Below are 20,562 nucleotides of genomic sequence, written 5' to 3' on the forward strand. Positions count from 1 at the left end.
GAAATCATTGTATCTTCGCCCATGCTTTTTTTAACACTCTTTCTGGGGATTGTATTAAATATGCTAGGTTACATCCCCCCGGGAAACATTAACCTTACTGTAGTCCAGATTACGATAACCAGGGGTATCCGCCAGGCTTTATACTTTATTGCTGCTTTTTCAACTGTAGAAATCCTCTTCACTTTTGGGGTGATGCGTTTTGTACAGTGGCTTTCCAGCGAGATCGATCTAGAAAATACCATTGATGTAGTGATGGTACTGATGTTTGCCGTTTTGGGGATTTTAACCTGGAGGTCGAGAAAAGAAATGCCCAAAGCTGATTATTCCAAAAAGGACAGCATCAGGTATGGCATGTTGCTGGGTGTTATCAACCCCATGCAGATCCCTTACTGGTTGTTTGTAGGCACTTACCTGATCTCCCATGAATGGATTGATATTGGTTATCTTTCCCTTTCTGTTTTCAGCATCGGTTCTGGTATTGGTGCAGCGCTTGCCTTATATGGTTTTGCCCGATTTGCCCAGTACATACAGGAAAAATTTGAGCTCAGCAGCTACATTGTTAACAAAAGCATAGCCTTCCTCTTCTTTGCCCTTTCCGCTTATCATATTGGTAAGATCACTTATATCCACTGGATCAGGTAGCCTTAACGAGCAGTTCGGGGACCTTTTTATTGTTCCCTACGATCCAGACAATATCTTCATTTTCAAAAACCATATTCGAATCGGGGTTCAGGATCCTTTCGCCCTGCCTTTCAATGCCAACCACCAGGCCTTGCGTTGTTTCTCTGATGCCCGAACTGCGGATGCTTTGTCCGTAAACGGGTGAATTGGTATTGATCACGATTTTCTGTAAGGTCATGTCTTTTTTAGGGAAACTCACTTCTTCCATCTGCTCATCCACACTACCCTCAAACAGTTCTTTGATCATAGCCAGCTGGGCATCTGTTCCAATAACCAGCACCTTGTCGTTAGGGTATAACCTTTCATCCCTGCTAGGCGTAGGGATCATGATTTTTCCCCGTTCGATCAGCGCGATGTTTACCCCGTATTTTTCCCTTATGGAGAGCTCAATCAGGGTCTGGCCTACCAGTTTAGATTCAGGCGCCACTACCAGTTCGGCAAGGTGGGTATCCCAGGGCAAAATCTCCGGCTGTGCATTCTGAGCCTCCCGCGCATTTAAGTTGAGTAAAAAACGACTTTCCAGCCTGTTGTAAAAGCCCTGCAGTTTTCTCGAAAATATGATCATTCCGGAAACGATCAGCACAATGGCAATGGTAATGGCCAGCCAGGTATTGTAAAACTGGAAAATAAGAAAACCTACAAAGAAAATGGCCAGGGCAATGCGCAATATCTCCAGTGAAATCAGCGGACCCCGTGTATATTTCTTATTCAGCCATAAATGGGAATATGCTTTTCTTTCTATCCTTCGGATGGCCAGGGCCCATAAAAAGGGTGTCATGAAAATTAAGGTCAGCACCAGGCTGATGATGATCCCCTTGTTCCCATTAATAATGTTGGCTGTAATAAATGGCTGCAGGTATTTTGCACCCAGAAAAACAAGGGCGATCAGGATTACCGAGTGGATAATGGTATTGAAAGTATAAGACTTCAGTAAGATCTTCCAGTCGCTCAATGTGGTAATGCCTGCCGTACTGGAACTGTACCTGTTCAATCCCTCTACCCACTTTTTAGGCAGTTTGCGTTCCAGGAAAAAATAAAAGGGTTCTGAAGCTTTGATTAAATAGGGGGTAGTAAAGGTAGTGATGGCCGATACCGCCACAGCGATGGGATAAAGAAAATCACTGGTCACCTTTAAGGTAACGCCCAATGTGGCAATAATGAAGGAGAATTCGCCAATCTGGGCCAGGCTCAAACCTGTCTGTACCGATGTTTTGAGTGGCTGGCCGGAAAGCAGTGCGCCCATACCAGAGCTTAAAAATTTGCCCAGAACCGTAGCCAGGGTGATGATTAAAATCGGTACGGCGTAGTCGATCAGGATACTTGGGTCGATCAGCATTCCTACCGAAACAAAGAATATGGCGGCAAAAAGATCTTTGACCGATTTGGTCAAATGCTCTATGCGTTCAGCCTGGGTGGTTTCCGCCAAAATAGAACCCATGATGAAGGCACCTAATGCCGGTGAAAATCCAACTTTTACCGCCAGTAACACCATGATCAGGCACAATGCGATGGAAACCACCAGCATCGTTTCGTCGTTCATGAGTTTTTTGGTGGCCTTTAAAAAAGTCGGTACCAGGAATATACCGCCAATGAACCACAATACCAGGAAGAAACAGAGTTTTAAAATAGAGACCAGCATTTCTGCGCCGGCAAACTGCTGGCTTACCGCCAGTGTAGATAGCAATACCAATAATAAAATGGCCACTAAATCTTCTACGATCAATACCCCAAATACCAGTCCGGCAAACTTTTTATGTTTTACACCCAGTTCTTCAAATGCCCTGATGATGATCGTGGTAGAAGAAACGGAGAGGATACCTCCTAAAAATATACTGTCCATGGTAGACCAACTCATTGCCTTACCCGCAACAAAACCGATCAACAGCATAAATATCACTTCAACAATGGCGGTAATGGAGGCCGAGCCCCCAACTTTGACCAGTTTTTTGAAACTGAACTCCAGGCCTAAGCTAAAGAGTAAAAAGATCACCCCGATCTCTGCCCAGATGTGGATGCTTTCATTATCGGTAACGGTTGGAATGAATTTGATGTGGGGCCCAACCAGTAACCCAGCCAGGATATAGCCTAGAACCAGTGGTTGCTTAATTCTTTTAAATAGCAAAGTAGTTATTCCTGCGGCAGCAAGTATTAAACCTAAATCAGTAATTAATACTGGTAAATGTATCATAGAAACGTGTATTTTATTATGGTATAATGATATGTTAAAACGGGTTTAGCATATTTGTTTTACCAAAAAACATGTTTGGGGTACAGCTGGTCAAATATAAAGGTGTAGCAGCTATAGGTAAAAAACTGCTGAATCTTAGTTTCGGGCACCTGATGGGTACCAGGCTTTGACTGCGTCTCCGGGAAAAGGTAACATTCAAGTCCCGGTTTTTTAACAGAATAGTGTACAAAAGGGAGGTCCTCAAAAAGGATCTTTTTAACAGAAGGATTTTGCTTTTTACTGAGTTTGAAATGATAAGCGCTTATGCCGGCAGCTGTTTTTTGCTTTTTGTTTTTTAAGGCGCTGCCTGTTTTTCCCGATGCGTACTGCAGGGAAATCAGTTGTATAAAAACGAGCATTATAACACTGAAAAAACACCTCATTGCTGTAAATATAGCAAAAAAAGGCCTTTTATCCGAATGTTAACGCATTAAATTTAAATTAAGGCAGCTGGGCAAAGTAAGCTAAAGTGTCTTCTTTATCTTTTTGCAATTGTATTTTAAGGGCTTCCAGGCCTGTAAATTTAACATCATGCCTTAAAAACTGGAGGAAGGTCATGGTGATATCTTGCCCATAAATTTCCTGGTCAAAATCAAAAATGTTCACCTCAATATTACGGGTCATGCCATTAATGGTAGGTCGTTGACCAATATAGGCCATTCCTTTAAAAGTTTGGCCGTTCATATCCACCGTTACCGCATAGATACCATCAGAGGGGATCAGCTTATAAGTCTCTTCAATAAAAATATTGGCGGTAGGAAAACCTATGGTCCTGCCAATTTTGTCGCCTTTAATTACCCTTCCATACAAAGAGAAGTGGTAACCCAGGTACTCGGCAGCCAGGGCAACCTGCCCGTTTAACAAGGCATTGCGCACTTTTGTCGAACTTACCGCAACGTCGTTGATGTCCTGCTCCGGTATCACTTCAATTTTGTAGTTATAGGTTTTGGCCATGGCTTCCAGCTCAGGCATGCCGCCTTTCCTGTCTTTCCCAAAACGGTGGTCGTAACCTACAATCAGGTTTTTGACACCTATGGTATCTATCAGGATGTTTTTAATGTATTCTTCAGGGCTAAGGTTAGAGAAGTCCCGGGTAAAAGGGGTAATGATCAGGTGATCTACACCCAGGGCTGCTAAAATTCTGGCCTTCTCATCAATGGTGTTGATCATTTTCAGGTCCTGGTTTTCCGGGTCAATGATCAATCTCGGATGCGGAAAAAAGCTAAGGATCACACTTTCACCACCGGTGGCTCTGGCCAGCTCACATAGTCTTTTAATAATTTTCTGATGGCCATAATGTACCCCATCAAAAGTGCCAATGGTAACAACGGCATTATTTAATCTTTTAAACTCAGAAAAATGATGGTATATGTTCATTGGTATATATATGCTTTAATGCAGGGCCTGACGTTTTACCACCCCGCCTTTTATATCGGCAATTTGCTGCTGTATCACAAATGCATCCGGATCAATTTGCCTGATGGCAGTTTGCAGCTTACCCATTTCCAGCTTCGTTACCACCGTATATAATATGTCAATATCCTTTTTAATGCCGTAACCACCTTCGCCCTTGTATATGGTTACCCCTCTTTTCATCTGGTGGATGATGAATTTTCTGATGTTCTCATTCTTCTCTGAAATCACGGTAACACCGGTGTATTGTTCGATGCCGTTTACAATATAATCAATCGTATTGGAAGCCGATAAATAGGTAAGGATCGCATACAGCGCTTTATCTATCCCTAAAAATATGGCGGCTACCGAAAAGATCAGGATGTTCAGGATCAGGATGATGTTACCCACAGTAAGCGTGCTCTTTTTACTGATGTACAAGGCTAAAACTTCGGTGCCGTCAATTACGCAACCGCCGCGCATGGCCAAACCAATGCCGCCTCCTAAAAACAATCCTCCAAAAAAGGCGATCAGCAGCGGGTCGTGTGTAATGGGTTTAAAAGGGGCAACAATGAGCAAAATAGCCAGCAGAGAGATGGCTACAGATGTTTTAATGGCAAAAACTTTGCCGATCTGCCGGTAACCGAGTATCACAAAGGGGATGTTGATGATGACGATCAGGTAGGATAGTTTAAGCCCGGTGATGTTGCTCACCAGCAGCGATATTCCGGTAACTCCGCCATCAATGAAACCGCTGGGCAGTAAGAAACTCTTTAGTCCAAAACAGGCCGAAACAATACCACACATGATCAAAAACATGTTTTTAGTAAAGTTCAGCTTTTTAGTTTTAATATGCCCCCGCATCGTTATGCTTTTTTCTCTCTAAGGTAATCAACCAGATCTTTTACTTCAAATGCATTTTCCAGTAAAAAATTTCCGCTGCGCGTGCGCACCAGTTTGGATAAATAGGCGCCGTTTTTTAATTGCTTTCCGAAATCAGAAACCAGTGACCTGATGTAAGTCCCTTTGCTGCACACAATCCTGAAGTCGATTTCGGGCAGGGCTATCCTGGTAATTTCAAAGGCCGATACGGTAACGTTACGTAAACGCAATTCCGTTTCTTCACCCCGGCGGGCCTTTACATATGAACGCTCACCATTTACCTTCACCGCCGAATGGGCCGGTGGGTATTGTTGTATATCCCCGGTAAAAGGCGCTGTAGCGGCATAAATGGCCTCCGCTGTAATGCCATCCAATGGAAATTCCTGGTCAACTACTGTTTCCAGATCGTAGGATGGGGTAGTGGCGCCAAGTATCATGGTGCCTGTATATTCTTTTTCTTCGGCCTGGAAAGTGTCTATCTGTTTGGTCAGCTTCCCGGTGCAAAGGATCAGCAAACCGGTGGCCAACGGATCCAGCGTGCCTGCATGGCCCACTTTTAACTTTAAGGGTTTCAGGGAGTTCCTGATCTTCCCGACTACATCAAAACTGGTCCATTTATAGGGCTTGTTGATGAGCAGTAATTCTCCTTCGGCAAAATTAAATTCCCTCATAATACGTTCATTTCAACCCCGGAATAATAAAGTGCAATTAATACCACACCAATGATTATCCTGTACCAGCCAAAAATACGGAACCCATGTTTAGATAAAAAGCCGATAAAAGATTTAATGGCAATTATGGCAACAATAAAAGCAATCAGGTTACCAAAAAGCAGCAATTTTACGTTTTCCGCATTCAAAAGGTGGTAGCCTTTCAATAATTTATATCCTGTTGCGGCACACATGGTAGGTACGGCAAGGAAAAATGAAAATTCGGCTGCAGCATGCCTGCTCAGCTTTTGCTGCATGCCCCCGATGATGGTGGCCGCACTTCTGCTTAAGCCTGGAAAAACAACCGCCAAAACCTGGAAACAGCCAATTTTAAAAGCATTTAAATTGCTGATCTCCGCCTCATTGCTGATGGTTTGATTTTTAAAGAGTTTATCGATAAAGAGCAATACGATACCTCCAAGCAGCAATACTACTGCTATAAACAGCGGGTTACCTAAAGTCTCATCTATAAAATCATTGAGCAGAAAGCCAAAAAATAAGGCTGGTATTACAGCAATGACCAGCTTTACATAAAACTGCCATTTGCTGAAGTCAAAGAATTTTTTCCAGTACAGCACCACCACTGCTAAAATGGCTCCGAGTTGGATGGCCACTTCAAACAGTTTCACAAAGTCATCTTTCCCAATCCCCATAAAGGAACTGGCAATCACCATATGTCCGGTTGATGAAACCGGTAAAAATTCGGTTAATCCTTCTATTACAGCCAGAATGAAGGCCTGTAAATAATCCATGAAATGCCTTTATTTTTTTAAAATGGCATATACGCCAAAGCCAAACCCAAATAAAACAACCATAGGGGCCAGCAAGGTTTTCCGGAAATCGTAAATATCTGTTGTGCCGATCATCAGGATAAAACCAAGCACCACTATAGCAATGCTGATCAGTAACAACTGATAGTTCTTTTTGGTGAACACCAGTTCACTTTTGTTATCCTGACCTGCAGGAGATGATTTTTTTTCTGCCATTATCTGTAAAGATCGTAAATTTTTAGATTTAAATATCTGCTCACCGCAAATGAGGTGCTGATGGCTGTGATAAAGATGCCCACGCCAACCAGGCCCAGCAATACTATTCCAAATTCAGTATAGTTTCTTAGGATGACCATTTCAGGGATTTCTTTCTGGGCGTAATAAAGTATACCCAGCAAAATTAAGATGGCTATAAATGCGGCGATAAGACCATGGAGTGCAGCAATGAGGATAAAAGGTTTACGGATAAAATTCCGGGTGGCACCCACCAGCTGCATGCTCTTGATCAGAAAGCGCTGGGAATAAATAGCTAATCTGATCGTATTGTTGATTAAGGCAATTGAAATGATCAATAGTATAGCGGCAAAGCCCAATATGATCAACCCGATGGTGTTGATGTTTTTATTGACCATGTCGATCAGTGAGCTTTGGTAGATCACTTCTTTTACGATCGGGTTTTTACCAATGTTTGCTTTCAGGGCATCGATACTTTTATTATTGGCATAGTCCGCTTTTAAATAGACGTCTATGGTAGAGAGCAATGGATTATATCCTAAAAAGTTGACAAAATCTTCACCAAGGTCGTTCGTCAGGCTTCTTGCTGCCATTTCCTTGTTTACATAAACCGTACTTTTGATGGCCGGATTGGCATTCAGTTCTTTCTGAAAAGCAAGTACTGCTGTCTCCTTTGCACCTTCATCCACAATAATATTCAAAACAATATTTTCTTTTACGTAGTTAGAAAGGTTTTTAGCATGCACTAAAATCAAGCCCAGCATACCCAGCATCAGTAATACCAGCGCAATACTGAAAATAGTAGAAATGTATATGGTTTTTGTCTTCTTAGAAGCATCGCTAACTTCAAATTCTTCCATGTAATTTTATTTATGTTTTGCGAAAATAAAAAATATAAGCCATTAAAGTACAAAGCTAGAACGTAAAAAACTAAAAAGACGTATAAGGGAAAAAATACCGTTCTTTTTAGAGGGGTCATTCATGGAGAAGGGCAATTGGGGTTGTTAAGGGAGAAAGGTTCTTTTTTCATATATTGTCGCAGCATGAAACAAAATTTTATCTCTTTAATCACCCGGCCTGTAAGCATTCTGTGTTTGCCTTTTCTTTTTTTTACCTGTTCATCTGTAAAATCGTCTTCCGATCCGAAATGGACGCCGCTTTTTAATGGTAAAGACCTTAAAGACTGGATCGTAAAAATCAATCATCATGAGGTTGGTGATAATTATGCTAATACCTTTCGGGTGGAAGAGGGCGTGATCAAAGTCAGATACGACCAGTATGGTGCGTATAACAATCAATTTGGACATTTGTATTTTAAGGAACCCTTTTCTCATTACTGTTTGCGGGTAGAATATAGGATCACAGGAGACTGGAAAACAGACGCTCCATCTTATACCGTTAGCAATAGCGGGATCATGTTCCATTCTCAGGACCCCAAAACCATGCTTAAAGATCAGGATTGGCCGATATCCATAGAGTGTCAATTGCTTGCCGGTCTGGCTGATGGAAAACCCCGCCCTACCGGAAACATGTGTTCGCCAGGCACTGATGTCATATATAAAGGAAAGATTGACAGCAGGCATTGCATAAATTCTACATCCAAAACCTATAAAAAAGAGGAGTGGGTAACGGCCGAATTAATTGTATTGGGCGATTCACTGATCACTCACCTCATCAATGGAGATACTGTGCTGCAATATTCAAAACCACAAATTGGCGGTGGCGTGGTAAATAATTTCGATCCAGCCGTTAAACTTGACGGCAAGCTATTGAAAGCAGGATTTATTGCTTTACAAAGTGAAGGGCAGCCAGTTGATTTTCGAAAAGTAGCAATCGTTAATTTAGAAAAGTATGCAAATGATCCGGTAAAATTAAATGAGGTGGTTCGAAAGCTGATGACGGGAAAAAGAGTGGTAAAATATTGATTGAACGTAGTTGTATTGCTACACAATAAAAATGCATTCTTGACGCTATAGATAAATTATGAGTCTACCTTTGCGCATCACCTTTGAAGAAAAGGATTATACCTACATCGTTTTAACCAAATCAATTACAAAAGAAACGGATTCCATTCGGATAAGCCTGAATGGTGAAGAATATGAGCTTTGCCGGAATTTGAAAGGTGACTGGGATGATGCTGATGCCACTGTTAGTGATCATCCAGGATTGCTGAAGGTTATTGCACGAAATATTAAGCTGAGGTATAGGCTGTAATTTGTATTGGCCCGATTTATGCTAATGCATTTTGTGTAACATTTTTGTACCAAAACATTTTTTTCTTCGTTACAGTTCTAATTAATGACAATTAGAATTAATGACAATTAGAACTAAATAAAAAACTTAAAAACTTACCCCTATGAGAAAACAAATTACTTTCGCCCTAACCTTAATGTTAATAGTTGCTGGTATTACTGCTTGTCAAAAGGACGAACAGACCAGTAACAAAAAGAACATGATCGGCAAGTGGCAGCTCGCAAAAATTGAGACTACCGTTGCGGGCAGTGCCATGGTATCTTATACAGGTATTGCTTCAGATTATTTTGAATTCCGCAATAATGAAGAAGACGAGGTCGTGATCAACCTTAAGAGCAATAGCCATATCGGCACTTTTACGGTACTGGATGGGACTGGTGTAAACATCAATTATGGTGGTAAATTATACATTGCACAAATAAATACCCTTACGCCCAACAAACTGGAATTTACTGCAGATATACAGGGAGCAACACCAAAAACGACAGAAAAGTATTACTTGACCAGGTAATCTTTTATATTTGCGGGGAGCCATTTAAACTTTGCATGAGCTCGTTTTATGGTTAAAAAAACAACGCTGCCCTCCCTTATTGTTTACCTGCTGAAATGGATCACGTTAATTCTGATCGTTGGTATTGCTGCAGGAACTTTATCAGCCGTGTTTTTGGCTGCGTTAAACCTGGTTACCCTTTTCAGGGACCACCATACCTGGCTGTTGTACCTGCTGCCGGTGGCCGGGCTTATCATTGGCCTGGTGTACCACCATAAGGGAAAAGAGGTAGAAAGGGGCAATAACCTGGTATTTGATACCGTTCACAATCCAAAGGATGTAATTCCATTTAAAATGGTGCCGCTGGTACTTACCGGAACCGTAGTTACCCATTTGTTTGGTGGATCTGCAGGTAGGGAAGGTACAGCTTTACAGATGGCGGCGGCCACTGCTGACCAGTTGCATATCCCTTTTAAACTGAGTGCTGCCGACAGGACGATTTTGCTGATAGCGGGTTTAAGTGCTGGCTTTGCCTCAGTTTTCGGCACGCCACTGGCTGGTGTTATTTTTGGCATGGAAGTGCTTTTGCTCAGTAAAATACCAGTAAGGGCCATTGCCCCTGCAATAGCTGCAGCTTTTATAGCTGCTTATGTTACTGAATTGTGGGGCGTTGGACATACTCATTACCCGATCAGCCAGTTTTTGCCCCTGACATTCAGAGGAATGATATACAGTGCAATGGCTGGTGTGGCCTTCGGATTTGCAGCGGTTATATTTGTTAAGCTGACCGAAGGCTGTTCGCATTTGTTTAAAAAGATCAGCTACGCACCTTTGAGGCCTTTTGCGGGGGGTATAGTGCTGCTGCTGTTATTTCTTGTGCCTGGTGCTTATAAATTTACCGGGCTGGGTATACCTACGATACTGGAATCATTTGGCACTGCAAGCCAGGCCCAGGATTTTGCACTTAAAATCCTGTTCACGGCCATTACTCTGGGTTCTGGTTTTAAAGGGGGCGAGGTGACCCCGCTTTTTTTTGTTGGCGCTACTTTGGGCAGTGCGCTGTCCATATTTTTACCACTTCCGGTTGGTCTGTTGGCCGGAATGGGCTTTGTAGCTGTTTTTGCGGGTGCAGCTAAAACGCCACTGGCCTGTTGTGTGATGGCCATGGAGTTATTTGGGTTGTCTTGCGGCATTTATGTGGCCCTTGCGTGTATGGCTTCCTATTTTATTTCGGGCAGGCACAGCATTTATAATGCACCGGAAAACAAAGCACCAAAGCATTTATTGTTTGGCAAAATCAGGAACTTCTTCTTTTAACACCTTTATTTCTTTATTTTCGCGCTATAAAAAAGGAATAGCAATAATGGATTACCAATTTAAAGAGATAGAACAAAAGTGGCAGAAATTCTGGGCTCAGCATTCAACTTTTAAGGCCGAAGAAGCCAGTACCAAACCTAAGTTTTATGTGCTGGATATGTTTCCTTACCCCTCTGGGGCAGGATTGCATGTTGGTCATCCGCTCGGTTATATTGCTTCCGATATCTTTTCGAGGTATAAAAGGCTGAAAGGCTTTAATGTATTGCACCCAATGGGTTATGATTCTTTTGGTTTGCCAGCGGAACAATATGCCATACAGACCGGACAACATCCTGCTTTAACCACCGAAGCCAATATCAATACCTATCGCAAACAGCTGGATGGGATTGGTTTTTCTTTTGACTGGAGCAGGGAAGTACGCACCAGTGAGCCTGAATATTACAAATGGACGCAGTGGATCTTTATGCAATTGTTTAATTCCTGGTATAACCTGGAGACCGACCGTGCAGAGGACATCACCACATTGATAGAGAAATTTAATGCTTCTGGCAGTGCCGATGTTAAAGCCGTTTGTGATGAAGACACGAAAGACTTTATGCCAAGCGACTGGGCCACCATGAGCGATGAACAAAAACAGGAGGAGCTGTTAAAATACCGCTTAACGTATTTAAAGGAAAGCACGGTAAACTGGTGCGCGGCTTTAGGCACGGTACTGGCCAATGATGAAGTAAAAGACGGTTTTTCGGAACGTGGCGGGCATCCCGTAGAACAGAAAAAAATGATGCAGTGGAGCATGCGTATTTCTGCCTATGCAGAACGCTTGCTGCAGGGCTTGAATACCATAGACTGGCCGGAACCGGTTAAAGAGATGCAGCGCAACTGGATTGGCAAAAGCGTTGGTGCTTCGGTGAAGTTTAGAATTGAGGCTGCGGATCATAAGTCCCTGCCATTTGGTGTGGGTGCAATTGAAGTTTTTACTACGCGCGTGGATACGATATTTGGGGTTTCGTACCTGGTACTGGCCCCGGAGCATGAACTGGTAGCTGCATTAACTACACCTGAACAGCAGAATGACATTAACAATTATATTGCACAAACCAGGAAGAAATCGGAACTGGACCGTATGGCCGATACCAAAACGGTTTCAGGTGCATTTACAGGCAGTTATGTGATTAACCCGGTGAGTGGGGAGCGCATCCAGTTATGGATAGCCGATTACGTGCTTGCCGGTTATGGTACAGGGGCGGTAATGGGTGTGCCGAGCGGTGATCAGCGCGACTGGTTGTTTGCCAAACATTTTGACCTGCCGATTGTGCAGATCCTGGATGCGCAACAGGATATTGAGCAGCAGGCCGATGCCACCAAAGAAGGAAAATACATCAATTCCGGCTTCATTAACGGAATGAACTATACTGACGCTACCGCCGCTTTGAACACCTGGCTGGAAGAGCAGGGCCTGGGCAAAGCAAAAATCAATTACCGCATGCGTGATGCAATATTTGGTCGTCAGCGCTATTGGGGAGAACCTATTCCTGTTTATTTTAAAGATGGCCTGCCTTATCTCATCAAGGAAGAAGAGTTGCCTTTGCTGTTGCCTGAGATTGATAAATATTTGCCAACTGAAAGTGGGGAACCGCCATTGGGCAGGGCTGAAGGCTGGAAATATGAAGATGAATATGAGTATGAACTGAGCACCATGCCAGGATGGGCTGGATCGAGCTGGTACTGGTACCGTTATATGGATGCGAAGAATGATTCGGATTTTGCATCGAAAGAAGCCATTGCTTACTGGAAGGATGTTGATTTATACATAGGTGGTGCAGAGCATGCTACGGGTCATTTGTTATACAGTCGTTTCTGGAACAAGTTTTTAAAAGACCTGGGTTATGTGCAGGAAGAGGAACCTTTCAAAAAGCTGATCAACCAGGGCATGATCCAGGGCAGAAGTAATTTTGTATACCGGGTTATTGATGAAGAGGGAAGAGGGACCAATAAACTGGTTTCTTATGGCTTAAGGAAAGATTATAAAACGTCAGCATTGCATGTAGATGTAAATATTGTAGACAATGAGCTCCTTAATATCGAACAGTTTAAACTGTTCAGGCCAGAGTTTGCCGATGCGGAATTCATTCTGGAGAATGGCAAATACATTTGCGGCGTTGAGGTAGAGAAAATGTCTAAATCTAAATTCAACGTGGTAAACCCTGATGTGCTGATTGAAAGCTACGGGGCTGATACTTTGCGTATGTACGAAATGTTTTTGGGGCCACTCGAGCAGAGTAAGCCCTGGAATACCAATGGTATTGAAGGGGTATTTAAATTTCTGCGTAAGTTCTGGCGTTTGTTCCATAACGAGAACTGGACTTTCCATGTTAATGATTCAGTACCTGCTAAGGCAGAATTGAAGGCTTTACATAAGATCATTAAAAAAGTGCAGGATGATATTGAAAGATTTTCTTTTAATACTTCTGTTTCCAGCTTTATGATTGCGGTAAATGAGTTAACAGATTTGAAATGTAAAAACCGGCAGGTGCTGGAAGACCTCGTTGTAGTACTTTCGTCTTATGCGCCGCACATCTGTGAGGAGCTTTGGGTAATGCTTGGTCATGAAGCAGGCAGTTTATCGTATACACCGTACCCTACCTTTAACCCGGCTTACCTGGTAGAGGATGAATTTAGCTACCCGGTATCAGTAAATGGTAAGACCCGTTTAAACCTGAACCTGAGCCTTGCACTGGAGCCTGCAGCCATTGAAGAAGCGGTGCTGGCAAATGAAGATGTGCAGAAATACCTTGATGGTAAAGCGCCGAAAAAGGTGATTGTAGTGAAGGGCAGGATTGTAAATATTGTTTTGTAGTTTTTCTGGCGGATGTTTTTTTGGGTGTAAATAAATTTTGTTTGGATTAAATTATTGTTTTTTTAAAAAAAAGCATTAAGTTCAAAATTTAAACAGAATTTGCCGTCATTTTTGTGCGGCTTAACCAAACGAGTATGCCTGATAAATTATTTAAAAGTAGATATAGTGTCTTATTTTCGTTTCTGACCGTATTTATTTTTTTCTCTTTCCTGATCAGAACGGTATTATTGATCATTTCCGTTGGAAAAACTGATTTTAGTTTTTTTGGCATATTGCAGCTCTACCTGCTGGGTTTTGTTTATGACGTTGCAGTGGGCTTGTTCTTAACCGCATTATACAATTTGTACTTGTTGCTATTGCCCCGTAAATGGACAAATTCCAGGGTAAACAAGGGGCTTACCTATGCCTGGCTCTTTATCATTTTGCTCATCTCTTTCTTTTCGTTTTTTGCAGAACTTACGTTCTGGCAGGAATTTGAAAGCAGGTTTAACTTTATCGCTGTTGACTATCTCATTTACACCACGGAGGTAATCAATAACATTATGGAATCCTATCCTTTACCTTTGTTGGTTAGCGGGATCTTGCTGCTGGCAGTGCTGGTGGTCTGGCTTTTTCGCAAAAGGAAAATCTTTCAGTATAGTTTTCAGTCTGCCATGCCTTTCAGGCAAAGACTCAGGATATCCGGCACTTTACTGCTCATGACCATTTTATATCCCCTGGTGCTCAGTAATTCCTTTGCGGAGTCGGGCAGGAACCGCTATCAGAATGAGCTTTCCAAAGCAGGCATTTACTCTATTTTTGCGGCTTTTAAGAGCAATGAGCTCAATTATAATGATTTTTATGCCTTGCTTCCTGAAAATAAGGCATTTGCCCTGATCAGAAAAGAGCTGCAGGATCAGCACAGTACCTTTAAAGATAGTGGGTATTCCATTAAAAGAATGGTTAAAAGTGACCAGCCCCTATATAAGCCTAATGTGATCATGATTACAGTAGAAAGCCTTAGTGCTGATTTTCTGGGGCATTTTGGCAATACGCAAAATTTAACACCGGTACTTGATTCTTTATCAAACCAGAACCTGGTTTTCAACAATATGTATGCAACAGGTACGCGTACCGTGAGGGGAATGGAGGCATTGACGCTTTCTATACCGCCAACCCCCGGCAGCAGCATTGTAAGGCGGAGGAAAAATGAAAACCTGACTACCGTTGGCTATATTTTTCAAAGGGCAGGTTATACCCGTACATTTTATTATGGTGGTGATGGTTATTTCGATAACATGAATGAATATTTTGGAAGCAATGGTTTTGACATTACCGACAGGGGCCGCAACATGAAGGTAGGAGAGAGTTACCTGACCAAAAGAACCATCATTGCGGACAGGCAGGTAACTTTTGAAAATGCCTGGGGAATATGTGATGGTGATCTTTTTGATGCTGTAATACGGGGAGCTGATAAGGACTACCAGAATGGTAAGCCCTTTTACAATTTTGTGATGACCACTTCTAACCACAGGCCCTTTACTTATCCGGATGGGAAAATTGAAGCTAAGGTGAAAAACAGGGAGGCTGCGGTACGTTACACCGACTATGCCATTGGTGATTTTCTTAAAAAGGTGCAGAAAAAATCCTGGTACAAAAATACAGTGGTGATCATAGTGGCCGACCATTGTGCTGCCAGCGCCGGGAAAAACGAGATTGACATCAGCAAATACCATATCCCCTGTATTGTACTCAACTTACCTGTAAAAGGGAAACTGGTGATTGACAAACTGTGTTCGCAGATCGACCTTTACCCAACCTTGTTTGGTTTACTGGGCTGGAATTACGAAAGTAACCTGTATGGTCAGAATGTTTTAGAACCAGGTTACCAGGCAAGGGTGATGTTAGGTACCTACCAGAAACTGGTGTACCTGAAAAACGATAGCCTGGTGATATTGGGCCCTCAGCAAAAAACAGAAACCTTTATTTATCGTCAGGCAAGCAATGAGCAAATACCCGATCCATTGTCCCGGTCGGTAATTGATCAGGCTATGGCCAATTACCAAACGGCTTACGATCTGTTTAAAAACGGGGGGCTACATCAATAAATCACTTTAGCCGGGTATATACGGATTGGAAGCCATCATAGAAATTATCGCTTATACTGAGGCTATCGCCTTTTAGTGCGATGATCTTATCCAGCCTGGAACTTTCAGGTGCGGCTGCCGTAGCAGCATTGAAGCGGATGGCGTTGTCTGTTTTGCCGGTGTAAATACTTTTCACTTTAACCAGCTCGTAGGTGCCTTTTTCTGTAACGCTGTCGTTTAATGTTTTTTGAAATTCCTGATTTGGTTTAAATTCCAGAACCAGTTTTTTACCGGTTTCGGCTTCGATCCGTTTACCAGCGTAACCACCCATTGAACTTTTAAACTCCCACCTTCCGATCATGGTTTGTGCAAAACCGGCTTCAATTTGCTGCCTGGTACAGGTAGAGGCGGTTAGCAGGGTTGCTGTAATTATAAATGCAAATGATTTCATGGTACATATCTGTAATAATGGCTTCATGCCAATGTGATGTTGTTGAATTAAACGAATAAACAGCTGGAATGGTTTCTCAGGATCAATTTTTTTTCAGCTCAACCTGTAACAATCTTTATCTTTTGGCAACTAATTGTGGTATGAAATCCTCTAAGAAACCCCTCATTTTATTGTCTATAATTTTAGTTGCCGTTTTTAATGCCAATGCGCAATTTTTACTGGGCGGTGGCAGCACAAAACCTGCTGTTACCGGTCGCATTACTGCGCTTATCCTGGATTCCCTGACAAGGAAGCCGATAGATTATGCAAGTATTTCCCTGGTCAAAGTAAAGGACAATAAATCAGTAAATGGTGCGGTTACCGATGCCAGGGGTAAGGTAGTGCTGCAAAATGTTACCGCAGATGATTATAGGCTGACGATTGGTTTTATAGGGTATAAGACCAAAACTTTAAATGTTAAAACTACCCCTGAAAAACCGGACCATAATGTGGGAAGCGTTTACCTTAGTCCTGTTACTGGTAATTTAAAGGAAGTTGCCATCACAGGACAGCAGGCAATGATCGAGAATAAAGTAGATAAACTGGTTTATAATGCTGAACAAGACATCACCAATGCAGGGGGCGATGCCACAGATGTGATGCGTAAAGTACCCATGCTTTCGGTGGATATCAATGGAAATGTACAGCTGCGTGGCAGCGCTGTACGGGTCTTAATCAATGGCAAACCTTCAGGAACAATGGCCAATAGCGTTGCTGATGCCTTAAAAATGATTCCTGCAGAACAGATTAAGAGCGTAGAGGTCATCACCAGTCCATCGGCTAAATATGATGCTGAGGGGTCTGGCGGGATCATCAACATCATTACCAAAAAGAAAACTGCACAAGGTGTCAGCGGGAGTGTAAATACTACGGTTGGTACACGTTCCAATAATGGTACGTTTAACCTGAGTGCCAAAACAGGGCGTTTGGCGGTAACCGGAAATGTTGGGGTAAACCATGCTTATCCTCAAAACTCTAAAGTGGTAACTTTTAACAGCGCAACCATTGATGGAGTTACCAACACGGTTTTACAGGATGGTTACTCTAAATGGTCCAGGCTTGGATACAACGGAAGTTTTGGCCTCGATTATGACATTAATGCTTATAACAACATCAGCAGTACGGTAAAAATGAACCGTTTCTCCAATGGTGGTCCGGGCAGCTCAGAAATCCTCAGGAATGGTATTTCCTCTACCAATATCAGAGATATGGATATGAGTTTTAACAACCTGGACTGGAATATGGATTACCGGAAAACCAGCAAAAAAGAAGGGGAGGAGTTTAGTGTTTCTGCACAGCTGTCTGCCGGAAGAAATGGCAGCGATTTTACCAATCTGTTTACCAGCGCCGGCGTACCGGATGTAATGATACTGGGCCACAATACCGGCAAAAATAATGAGTATACTGTTCAAACAGATTATACCTATCCCTTCAGCAAAACCACCACTTTGGAAACAGGTTTAAAAGGGATCTTCAGGAATATCATCAGCGATTACGACCAGGCTGCACAGGATTTTGATTATGATCAGAATGTGGCCGCTGCTTATGGGGTAATGGGTTTTAAATTGTCCAAAAAGATTACTGTTAAAGCCGGTCTGCGGGCAGAATACACCAGGATAAACGGTCTGGCGGGCAATAGCTTTAATTTTGATAACGATTATTTTAACCTGTTTCCAAGCATGGTGATCTCGCAGACCTTAAAGGGTATGTCCACTGTAAAGCTGAGTTATAACCGCCGGGTACAGCGCCCAAGTTTATTTTACCTGAATCCTTTTAGAAATGAAAGTGATGTGTTTAATCCAATGGAAGGAAATCCCAAGCTGTTACCAGAGCTTTCGGACAATATAGAACTGGGCTATTCGACTTTTATAAAAGGCTCTGTCATTAATGTTTCCCTGTTTTACCGCAATACGCAGGATGTGATCGAAAGTGCGATCAGGCCATTTTTAGACAATGGAATAAGTAAAACCCTGAAAACTTATATCAATGTGGGTACCAGTCAGTCTTACGGTTTCAATGTGTTCGGTTCTTATAACCCAAAGCCCAAATGGACCCTGATGGCCAATATGGGCTTAAATACTTATGAGATCAACAGCACACAGAACAATGTAAATACAGGTACGTTTTTAAATTATACTGCTTTTTTACGTTCGGCTTATGCCTTGCCGGGCGGCTGGAGCACAGAGCTATGGGGCGTGCTGAATGCGCCAAAGCGTACTTTTCAGGGCAAGACCGATATGATGTATTTTTATGGCGGGGCAGTCAAAAAAGAGATCCTGAAGAAAAAAGCGACCATTGGATTAAATGTATTGAACCCGGTTAACCGCGACCTGAACATCAAAACCACCAACACCACGGCCAGTTCTGTCCAACGTACCGATATCCATTATCCTTTACGTTCATTCGGACTTAACTTCAGCTACAACTTTGGCAAAATGAACTTCAATGCCCAGCCTAAAAAGAAAAAAGGGATCAACAACGATGACCTGAAAAAAGAAGAGCAGCAAGGCGGACAAATGGGAGGGGGTGCTAACTAATTTTCCTTTTTTACTGTCTTCAGTATCATCAGGTTCAGGGCATTCATAGGTAAGCCACTGATATTGTTCTGGGTCATCACCAGTGACTGGTCATATAATATCGGCACTACATTCGCATATTCTACAATCATCCTATCCATTTTCTGATACAACAGGTAACGCTTCTGGTTGTCATTTTCATAATAACTCTGCTCAAAAAGGCGGTCAAAATCATTGTTGAAATAACCGGTGTAATTAGGGCCGTTTGGCACCTTGTTCCTGGAATAGAACATCGCCAGGTAATTTTCTCCATCGGGGTAATCTGCAATCCAGGAGCCCCTGAAAAAGTTTACGCCATTTTTAGAGACCAGGTCGCGCAGGCTGGCACTGGGACTAACATCTACCTTGGTATTGATGCCAATTGCACTTAGCTCTCCCTGGATGAATTCGATCAGGTCCTTGTAAGTAGTAGAAGTGCTCAGGGTGATCTGCGGCATGCCTTTCCCATTCGGGAAACCTGCTTCAGCAAGCAACCTGGCTGCTTTTTGTGGCTCATAATGATAGCCTTTAACCGCTGTGCTGTCAAAACCCGGCATGCCATGCGGAATAAAGCCTGAAGTGGCAGGCATACCAATGCTGTTCCTTAAATATTTGATCAGCTTGGGTTTGTCGATGGCATAGTTGATGGCCTGTCTTACTTTCTTGTATTTGAGCGGGGAGTTTTTGGCAATGGCCTTGGAGGTATCTACCAGTATACCCACATATTCAGTACACAGGTATGGGCCTTTTCTCAACTGAAATTTCCCTTTGTATTTACTGGTCATTTTCCCGCTTTTGGTTAAAATGTCATCGCGGTAGCTGCCATCTACTTTATCAAAATAATCCAGGTCTTTTTTAATGAAATTCATGAAGGCACTCTGTTTGTCGCTGATGAAAGTGACCTTAACTGCATCCAGAAAGGGCAGCTGTTCATTGCCCTGTTTTTCCCAATAGTGCTCATTTTTTAACATCACCAGTATTTCGTCCTCTTTCCAGTATTTAAACTTAAAAGGGCCGGTGCCTATAGGATGGCTGCGGAAGTCTTTGCCATAATGTTCCACAATTTCTTTTGGTACAACCGAACAATACTGCGTGGTCAGCAGCCCCATAAACGCAGGAAAGGGTTTCATGAGTTTGACCTGGAAGGTGCTGTCGTTTAGGGCAATAAAGCTATTGATGTCTTTGACTTTATCACTAAATATCCAGCCTCCTGAGGAGGCTACTTTAGGGTCAATGAGCCGGTAAAAACTGTATTTAAAATCTTCAGCCACTGCTTTGCGGCCTTTTCCGCCAGGAAAAATAGGATCGTCGTGAAAATAAACATCGTTTCGGAGATGGAAGGTATAGGTCAGGCCGTCTGCCGAAATATTCCAGGTTTTGGCAATGCAGGGCAGGGTGTTTAAAGCGCTGTCGATCTGTACCAGGCCGTTAAAGATCTGGTTGATCATCCAGATGGCATTCTGGTTGCGGGCAAAGGCAGGATCAAGGGAGGTCACATTTTGATCAAGGTTCATGCTAAAAACCTTTTTTTCTGCATTGGAAGAGGAGTTTTTACAAGCTGCAAATGTTAAAAGGAGCAGCAAAGAAAAAATATTGCGTATCGTTCGGCGCATCAGTTCAGGAATAGTAATTTTGTAC

18 protein-coding genes are annotated in these 20,562 nt (G+C 42.6%); 8 read left to right on the forward strand and 10 right to left on the reverse strand.

Annotated elements, in window-relative coordinates:
* Positions 1 to 60 precede the first annotated feature (60 nt).
* Positions 61 to 642: a LysE family transporter gene (locus R2Q85_RS14365; RefSeq protein WP_316812489.1), complete on the forward strand. Its 582-nt coding sequence runs from the start codon at positions 61 to 63 to the stop codon at positions 640 to 642.
* On the opposite strand, the gene R2Q85_RS14370 is transcribed toward R2Q85_RS14365, so the two are convergent.
* From R2Q85_RS14370 to R2Q85_RS14405, 8 genes are all read right to left on the reverse strand, one after another.
* On the reverse strand, positions 635 to 2,869 hold the full coding sequence (locus R2Q85_RS14370) for a cation:proton antiporter (protein ID WP_316812490.1): 2,235 nt from the start codon (positions 2,867 to 2,869) through the stop codon (positions 635 to 637). The genes R2Q85_RS14365 and R2Q85_RS14370 overlap by 8 nt on opposite strands.
* A gap of 59 nt (positions 2,870 to 2,928) precedes the next feature.
* The gene (locus R2Q85_RS14375; RefSeq protein WP_316812491.1) at positions 2,929 to 3,267 is read right to left on the reverse strand and encodes a hypothetical protein; all 339 of its coding nucleotides are present in this window, start codon (positions 3,265 to 3,267) and stop codon (positions 2,929 to 2,931) included.
* Between the two features lie 82 nt (positions 3,268 to 3,349).
* Positions 3,350 to 4,285, reverse strand: coding sequence for a bifunctional riboflavin kinase/FAD synthetase (locus R2Q85_RS14380; RefSeq protein ID WP_316812492.1), 936 nt, complete (start codon positions 4,283 to 4,285; stop codon positions 3,350 to 3,352).
* Positions 4,286 to 4,300: 15 nt separating this feature from the next.
* Positions 4,301 to 5,164 carry a YitT family protein gene (locus R2Q85_RS14385; RefSeq protein WP_316812493.1) on the reverse strand — a complete coding sequence of 288 codons (864 nt, stop codon included), beginning with the start codon at positions 5,162 to 5,164 and terminating at the stop codon, positions 4,301 to 4,303.
* Positions 5,165 to 5,166: 2 nt separating this feature from the next.
* Positions 5,167 to 5,853, reverse strand: a complete 687-nt coding sequence (gene truB, locus R2Q85_RS14390; RefSeq protein ID WP_316812494.1) for a tRNA pseudouridine(55) synthase TruB — start codon at positions 5,851 to 5,853, stop codon at positions 5,167 to 5,169.
* Entirely contained in the window at positions 5,850 to 6,644 is a 795-nt protein-coding gene (locus R2Q85_RS14395; protein ID WP_316812495.1) for an undecaprenyl-diphosphate phosphatase, read from the reverse strand. The genes truB and R2Q85_RS14395 overlap by 4 nt, the downstream gene beginning before the upstream one ends.
* A gap of 9 nt (positions 6,645 to 6,653) precedes the next feature.
* Positions 6,654 to 6,878: a DUF3098 domain-containing protein gene (locus R2Q85_RS14400; RefSeq protein ID WP_316812496.1), complete on the reverse strand. Its 225-nt coding sequence runs from the start codon at positions 6,876 to 6,878 to the stop codon at positions 6,654 to 6,656.
* Complete coding sequence (locus R2Q85_RS14405; RefSeq protein WP_316812497.1) at positions 6,878 to 7,756, reverse strand: cell division protein FtsX; 879 nt, start codon at positions 7,754 to 7,756, stop codon at positions 6,878 to 6,880. Before R2Q85_RS14405 ends, R2Q85_RS14400 begins: the two co-directional genes overlap by 1 nt.
* Positions 7,757 to 7,939: 183 nt before the next feature.
* Between R2Q85_RS14405 and R2Q85_RS14410 the strand changes: the two genes are divergently transcribed.
* From R2Q85_RS14410 to R2Q85_RS14435, 6 genes are all read left to right on the forward strand, one after another.
* Entirely contained in the window at positions 7,940 to 8,821 is an 882-nt protein-coding gene (locus tag R2Q85_RS14410; RefSeq protein ID WP_316812498.1) for a DUF1080 domain-containing protein, read from the forward strand.
* A gap of 58 nt (positions 8,822 to 8,879) precedes the next feature.
* Entirely contained in the window at positions 8,880 to 9,110 is a 231-nt protein-coding gene (locus tag R2Q85_RS14415) for a hypothetical protein (RefSeq protein ID WP_316812499.1), read from the forward strand.
* A gap of 142 nt (positions 9,111 to 9,252) precedes the next feature.
* Positions 9,253 to 9,660 (forward strand): lipocalin family protein, encoded by a 408-nt coding sequence (locus tag R2Q85_RS14420; RefSeq protein ID WP_316812500.1) that lies wholly within the window; start codon positions 9,253 to 9,255, stop codon positions 9,658 to 9,660.
* 48 nt (positions 9,661 to 9,708) lie between these two features.
* Complete coding sequence (locus R2Q85_RS14425) at positions 9,709 to 10,956, forward strand: chloride channel protein (protein ID WP_316812501.1); 1,248 nt, start codon at positions 9,709 to 9,711, stop codon at positions 10,954 to 10,956.
* Positions 10,957 to 11,002: 46 nt separating this feature from the next.
* The gene (leuS, locus tag R2Q85_RS14430) at positions 11,003 to 13,813 is read left to right on the forward strand and encodes a leucine--tRNA ligase (protein ID WP_316812502.1); all 2,811 of its coding nucleotides are present in this window, start codon (positions 11,003 to 11,005) and stop codon (positions 13,811 to 13,813) included.
* A gap of 134 nt (positions 13,814 to 13,947) precedes the next feature.
* The gene (locus tag R2Q85_RS14435) at positions 13,948 to 15,900 is read left to right on the forward strand and encodes an LTA synthase family protein (RefSeq protein WP_316812503.1); all 1,953 of its coding nucleotides are present in this window, start codon (positions 13,948 to 13,950) and stop codon (positions 15,898 to 15,900) included.
* A gap of 1 nt (position 15,901) precedes the next feature.
* Here the strand turns inward: R2Q85_RS14435 and R2Q85_RS14440 are convergent, their stop codons facing one another.
* Complete coding sequence (locus R2Q85_RS14440) at positions 15,902 to 16,357, reverse strand: hypothetical protein (RefSeq protein WP_316812504.1); 456 nt, start codon at positions 16,355 to 16,357, stop codon at positions 15,902 to 15,904.
* A 113-nt stretch (positions 16,358 to 16,470) separates the two neighbouring features.
* On the opposite strand from R2Q85_RS14440, the gene R2Q85_RS14445 reads away from it, so the two are divergent.
* Positions 16,471 to 18,906 carry a TonB-dependent receptor domain-containing protein gene (locus R2Q85_RS14445; RefSeq protein WP_316812505.1) on the forward strand — a complete coding sequence of 812 codons (2,436 nt, stop codon included), beginning with the start codon at positions 16,471 to 16,473 and terminating at the stop codon, positions 18,904 to 18,906.
* Here the strand turns inward: R2Q85_RS14445 and R2Q85_RS14450 are convergent.
* On the reverse strand, positions 18,903 to 20,537 hold the full coding sequence (locus R2Q85_RS14450) for an ABC transporter substrate-binding protein (protein WP_316812506.1): 1,635 nt from the start codon (positions 20,535 to 20,537) through the stop codon (positions 18,903 to 18,905). The genes R2Q85_RS14445 and R2Q85_RS14450 overlap by 4 nt on opposite strands.
* Positions 20,538 to 20,562: the final 25 nt, after the last annotated feature.

Origin of the sequence: Pedobacter heparinus, assembly GCF_032678725.1 — a bacterium.
Classification (GTDB): Bacteria; Bacteroidota; Bacteroidia; order Sphingobacteriales; family Sphingobacteriaceae; genus Pedobacter; species Pedobacter heparinus_A.

Bases quoted from the DNA above. Each gene is read 5' to 3' on its own strand.
- R2Q85_RS14365 (WP_316812489.1), top strand. From the start codon at position 61: ATGCTAGGTTACATCCCCCCGGGAAACATTAACCTTACTGTAGTCCAG.
- R2Q85_RS14370 (WP_316812490.1), bottom strand. From the start codon at position 2,869: ATGATACATTTACCAGTATTAATTACTGATTTAGGTTTAATACTTGCT.
- R2Q85_RS14375 (WP_316812491.1), bottom strand. From the start codon at position 3,267: ATGCTCGTTTTTATACAACTGATTTCCCTGCAGTACGCATCGGGAAAA.
- R2Q85_RS14380 (WP_316812492.1), bottom strand. From the start codon at position 4,285: ATGAACATATACCATCATTTTTCTGAGTTTAAAAGATTAAATAATGCC.
- R2Q85_RS14385 (WP_316812493.1), bottom strand. From the start codon at position 5,164: ATGCGGGGGCATATTAAAACTAAAAAGCTGAACTTTACTAAAAACATG.
- truB (WP_316812494.1), bottom strand. From the start codon at position 5,853: ATGAGGGAATTTAATTTTGCCGAAGGAGAATTACTGCTCATCAACAAG.
- R2Q85_RS14395 (WP_316812495.1), bottom strand. From the start codon at position 6,644: ATGGATTATTTACAGGCCTTCATTCTGGCTGTAATAGAAGGATTAACC.
- R2Q85_RS14400 (WP_316812496.1), bottom strand. From the start codon at position 6,878: ATGGCAGAAAAAAAATCATCTCCTGCAGGTCAGGATAACAAAAGTGAA.
- R2Q85_RS14405 (WP_316812497.1), bottom strand. From the start codon at position 7,756: ATGGAAGAATTTGAAGTTAGCGATGCTTCTAAGAAGACAAAAACCATA.
- R2Q85_RS14410 (WP_316812498.1), top strand. From the start codon at position 7,940: ATGAAACAAAATTTTATCTCTTTAATCACCCGGCCTGTAAGCATTCTG.
- R2Q85_RS14415 (WP_316812499.1), top strand. From the start codon at position 8,880: ATGAGTCTACCTTTGCGCATCACCTTTGAAGAAAAGGATTATACCTAC.
- R2Q85_RS14420 (WP_316812500.1), top strand. From the start codon at position 9,253: ATGAGAAAACAAATTACTTTCGCCCTAACCTTAATGTTAATAGTTGCT.
- R2Q85_RS14425 (WP_316812501.1), top strand. From the start codon at position 9,709: ATGGTTAAAAAAACAACGCTGCCCTCCCTTATTGTTTACCTGCTGAAA.
- leuS (WP_316812502.1), top strand. From the start codon at position 11,003: ATGGATTACCAATTTAAAGAGATAGAACAAAAGTGGCAGAAATTCTGG.
- R2Q85_RS14435 (WP_316812503.1), top strand. From the start codon at position 13,948: ATGCCTGATAAATTATTTAAAAGTAGATATAGTGTCTTATTTTCGTTT.
- R2Q85_RS14440 (WP_316812504.1), bottom strand. From the start codon at position 16,357: ATGAAGCCATTATTACAGATATGTACCATGAAATCATTTGCATTTATA.
- R2Q85_RS14445 (WP_316812505.1), top strand. From the start codon at position 16,471: ATGAAATCCTCTAAGAAACCCCTCATTTTATTGTCTATAATTTTAGTT.
- R2Q85_RS14450 (WP_316812506.1), bottom strand. From the start codon at position 20,537: ATGCGCCGAACGATACGCAATATTTTTTCTTTGCTGCTCCTTTTAACA.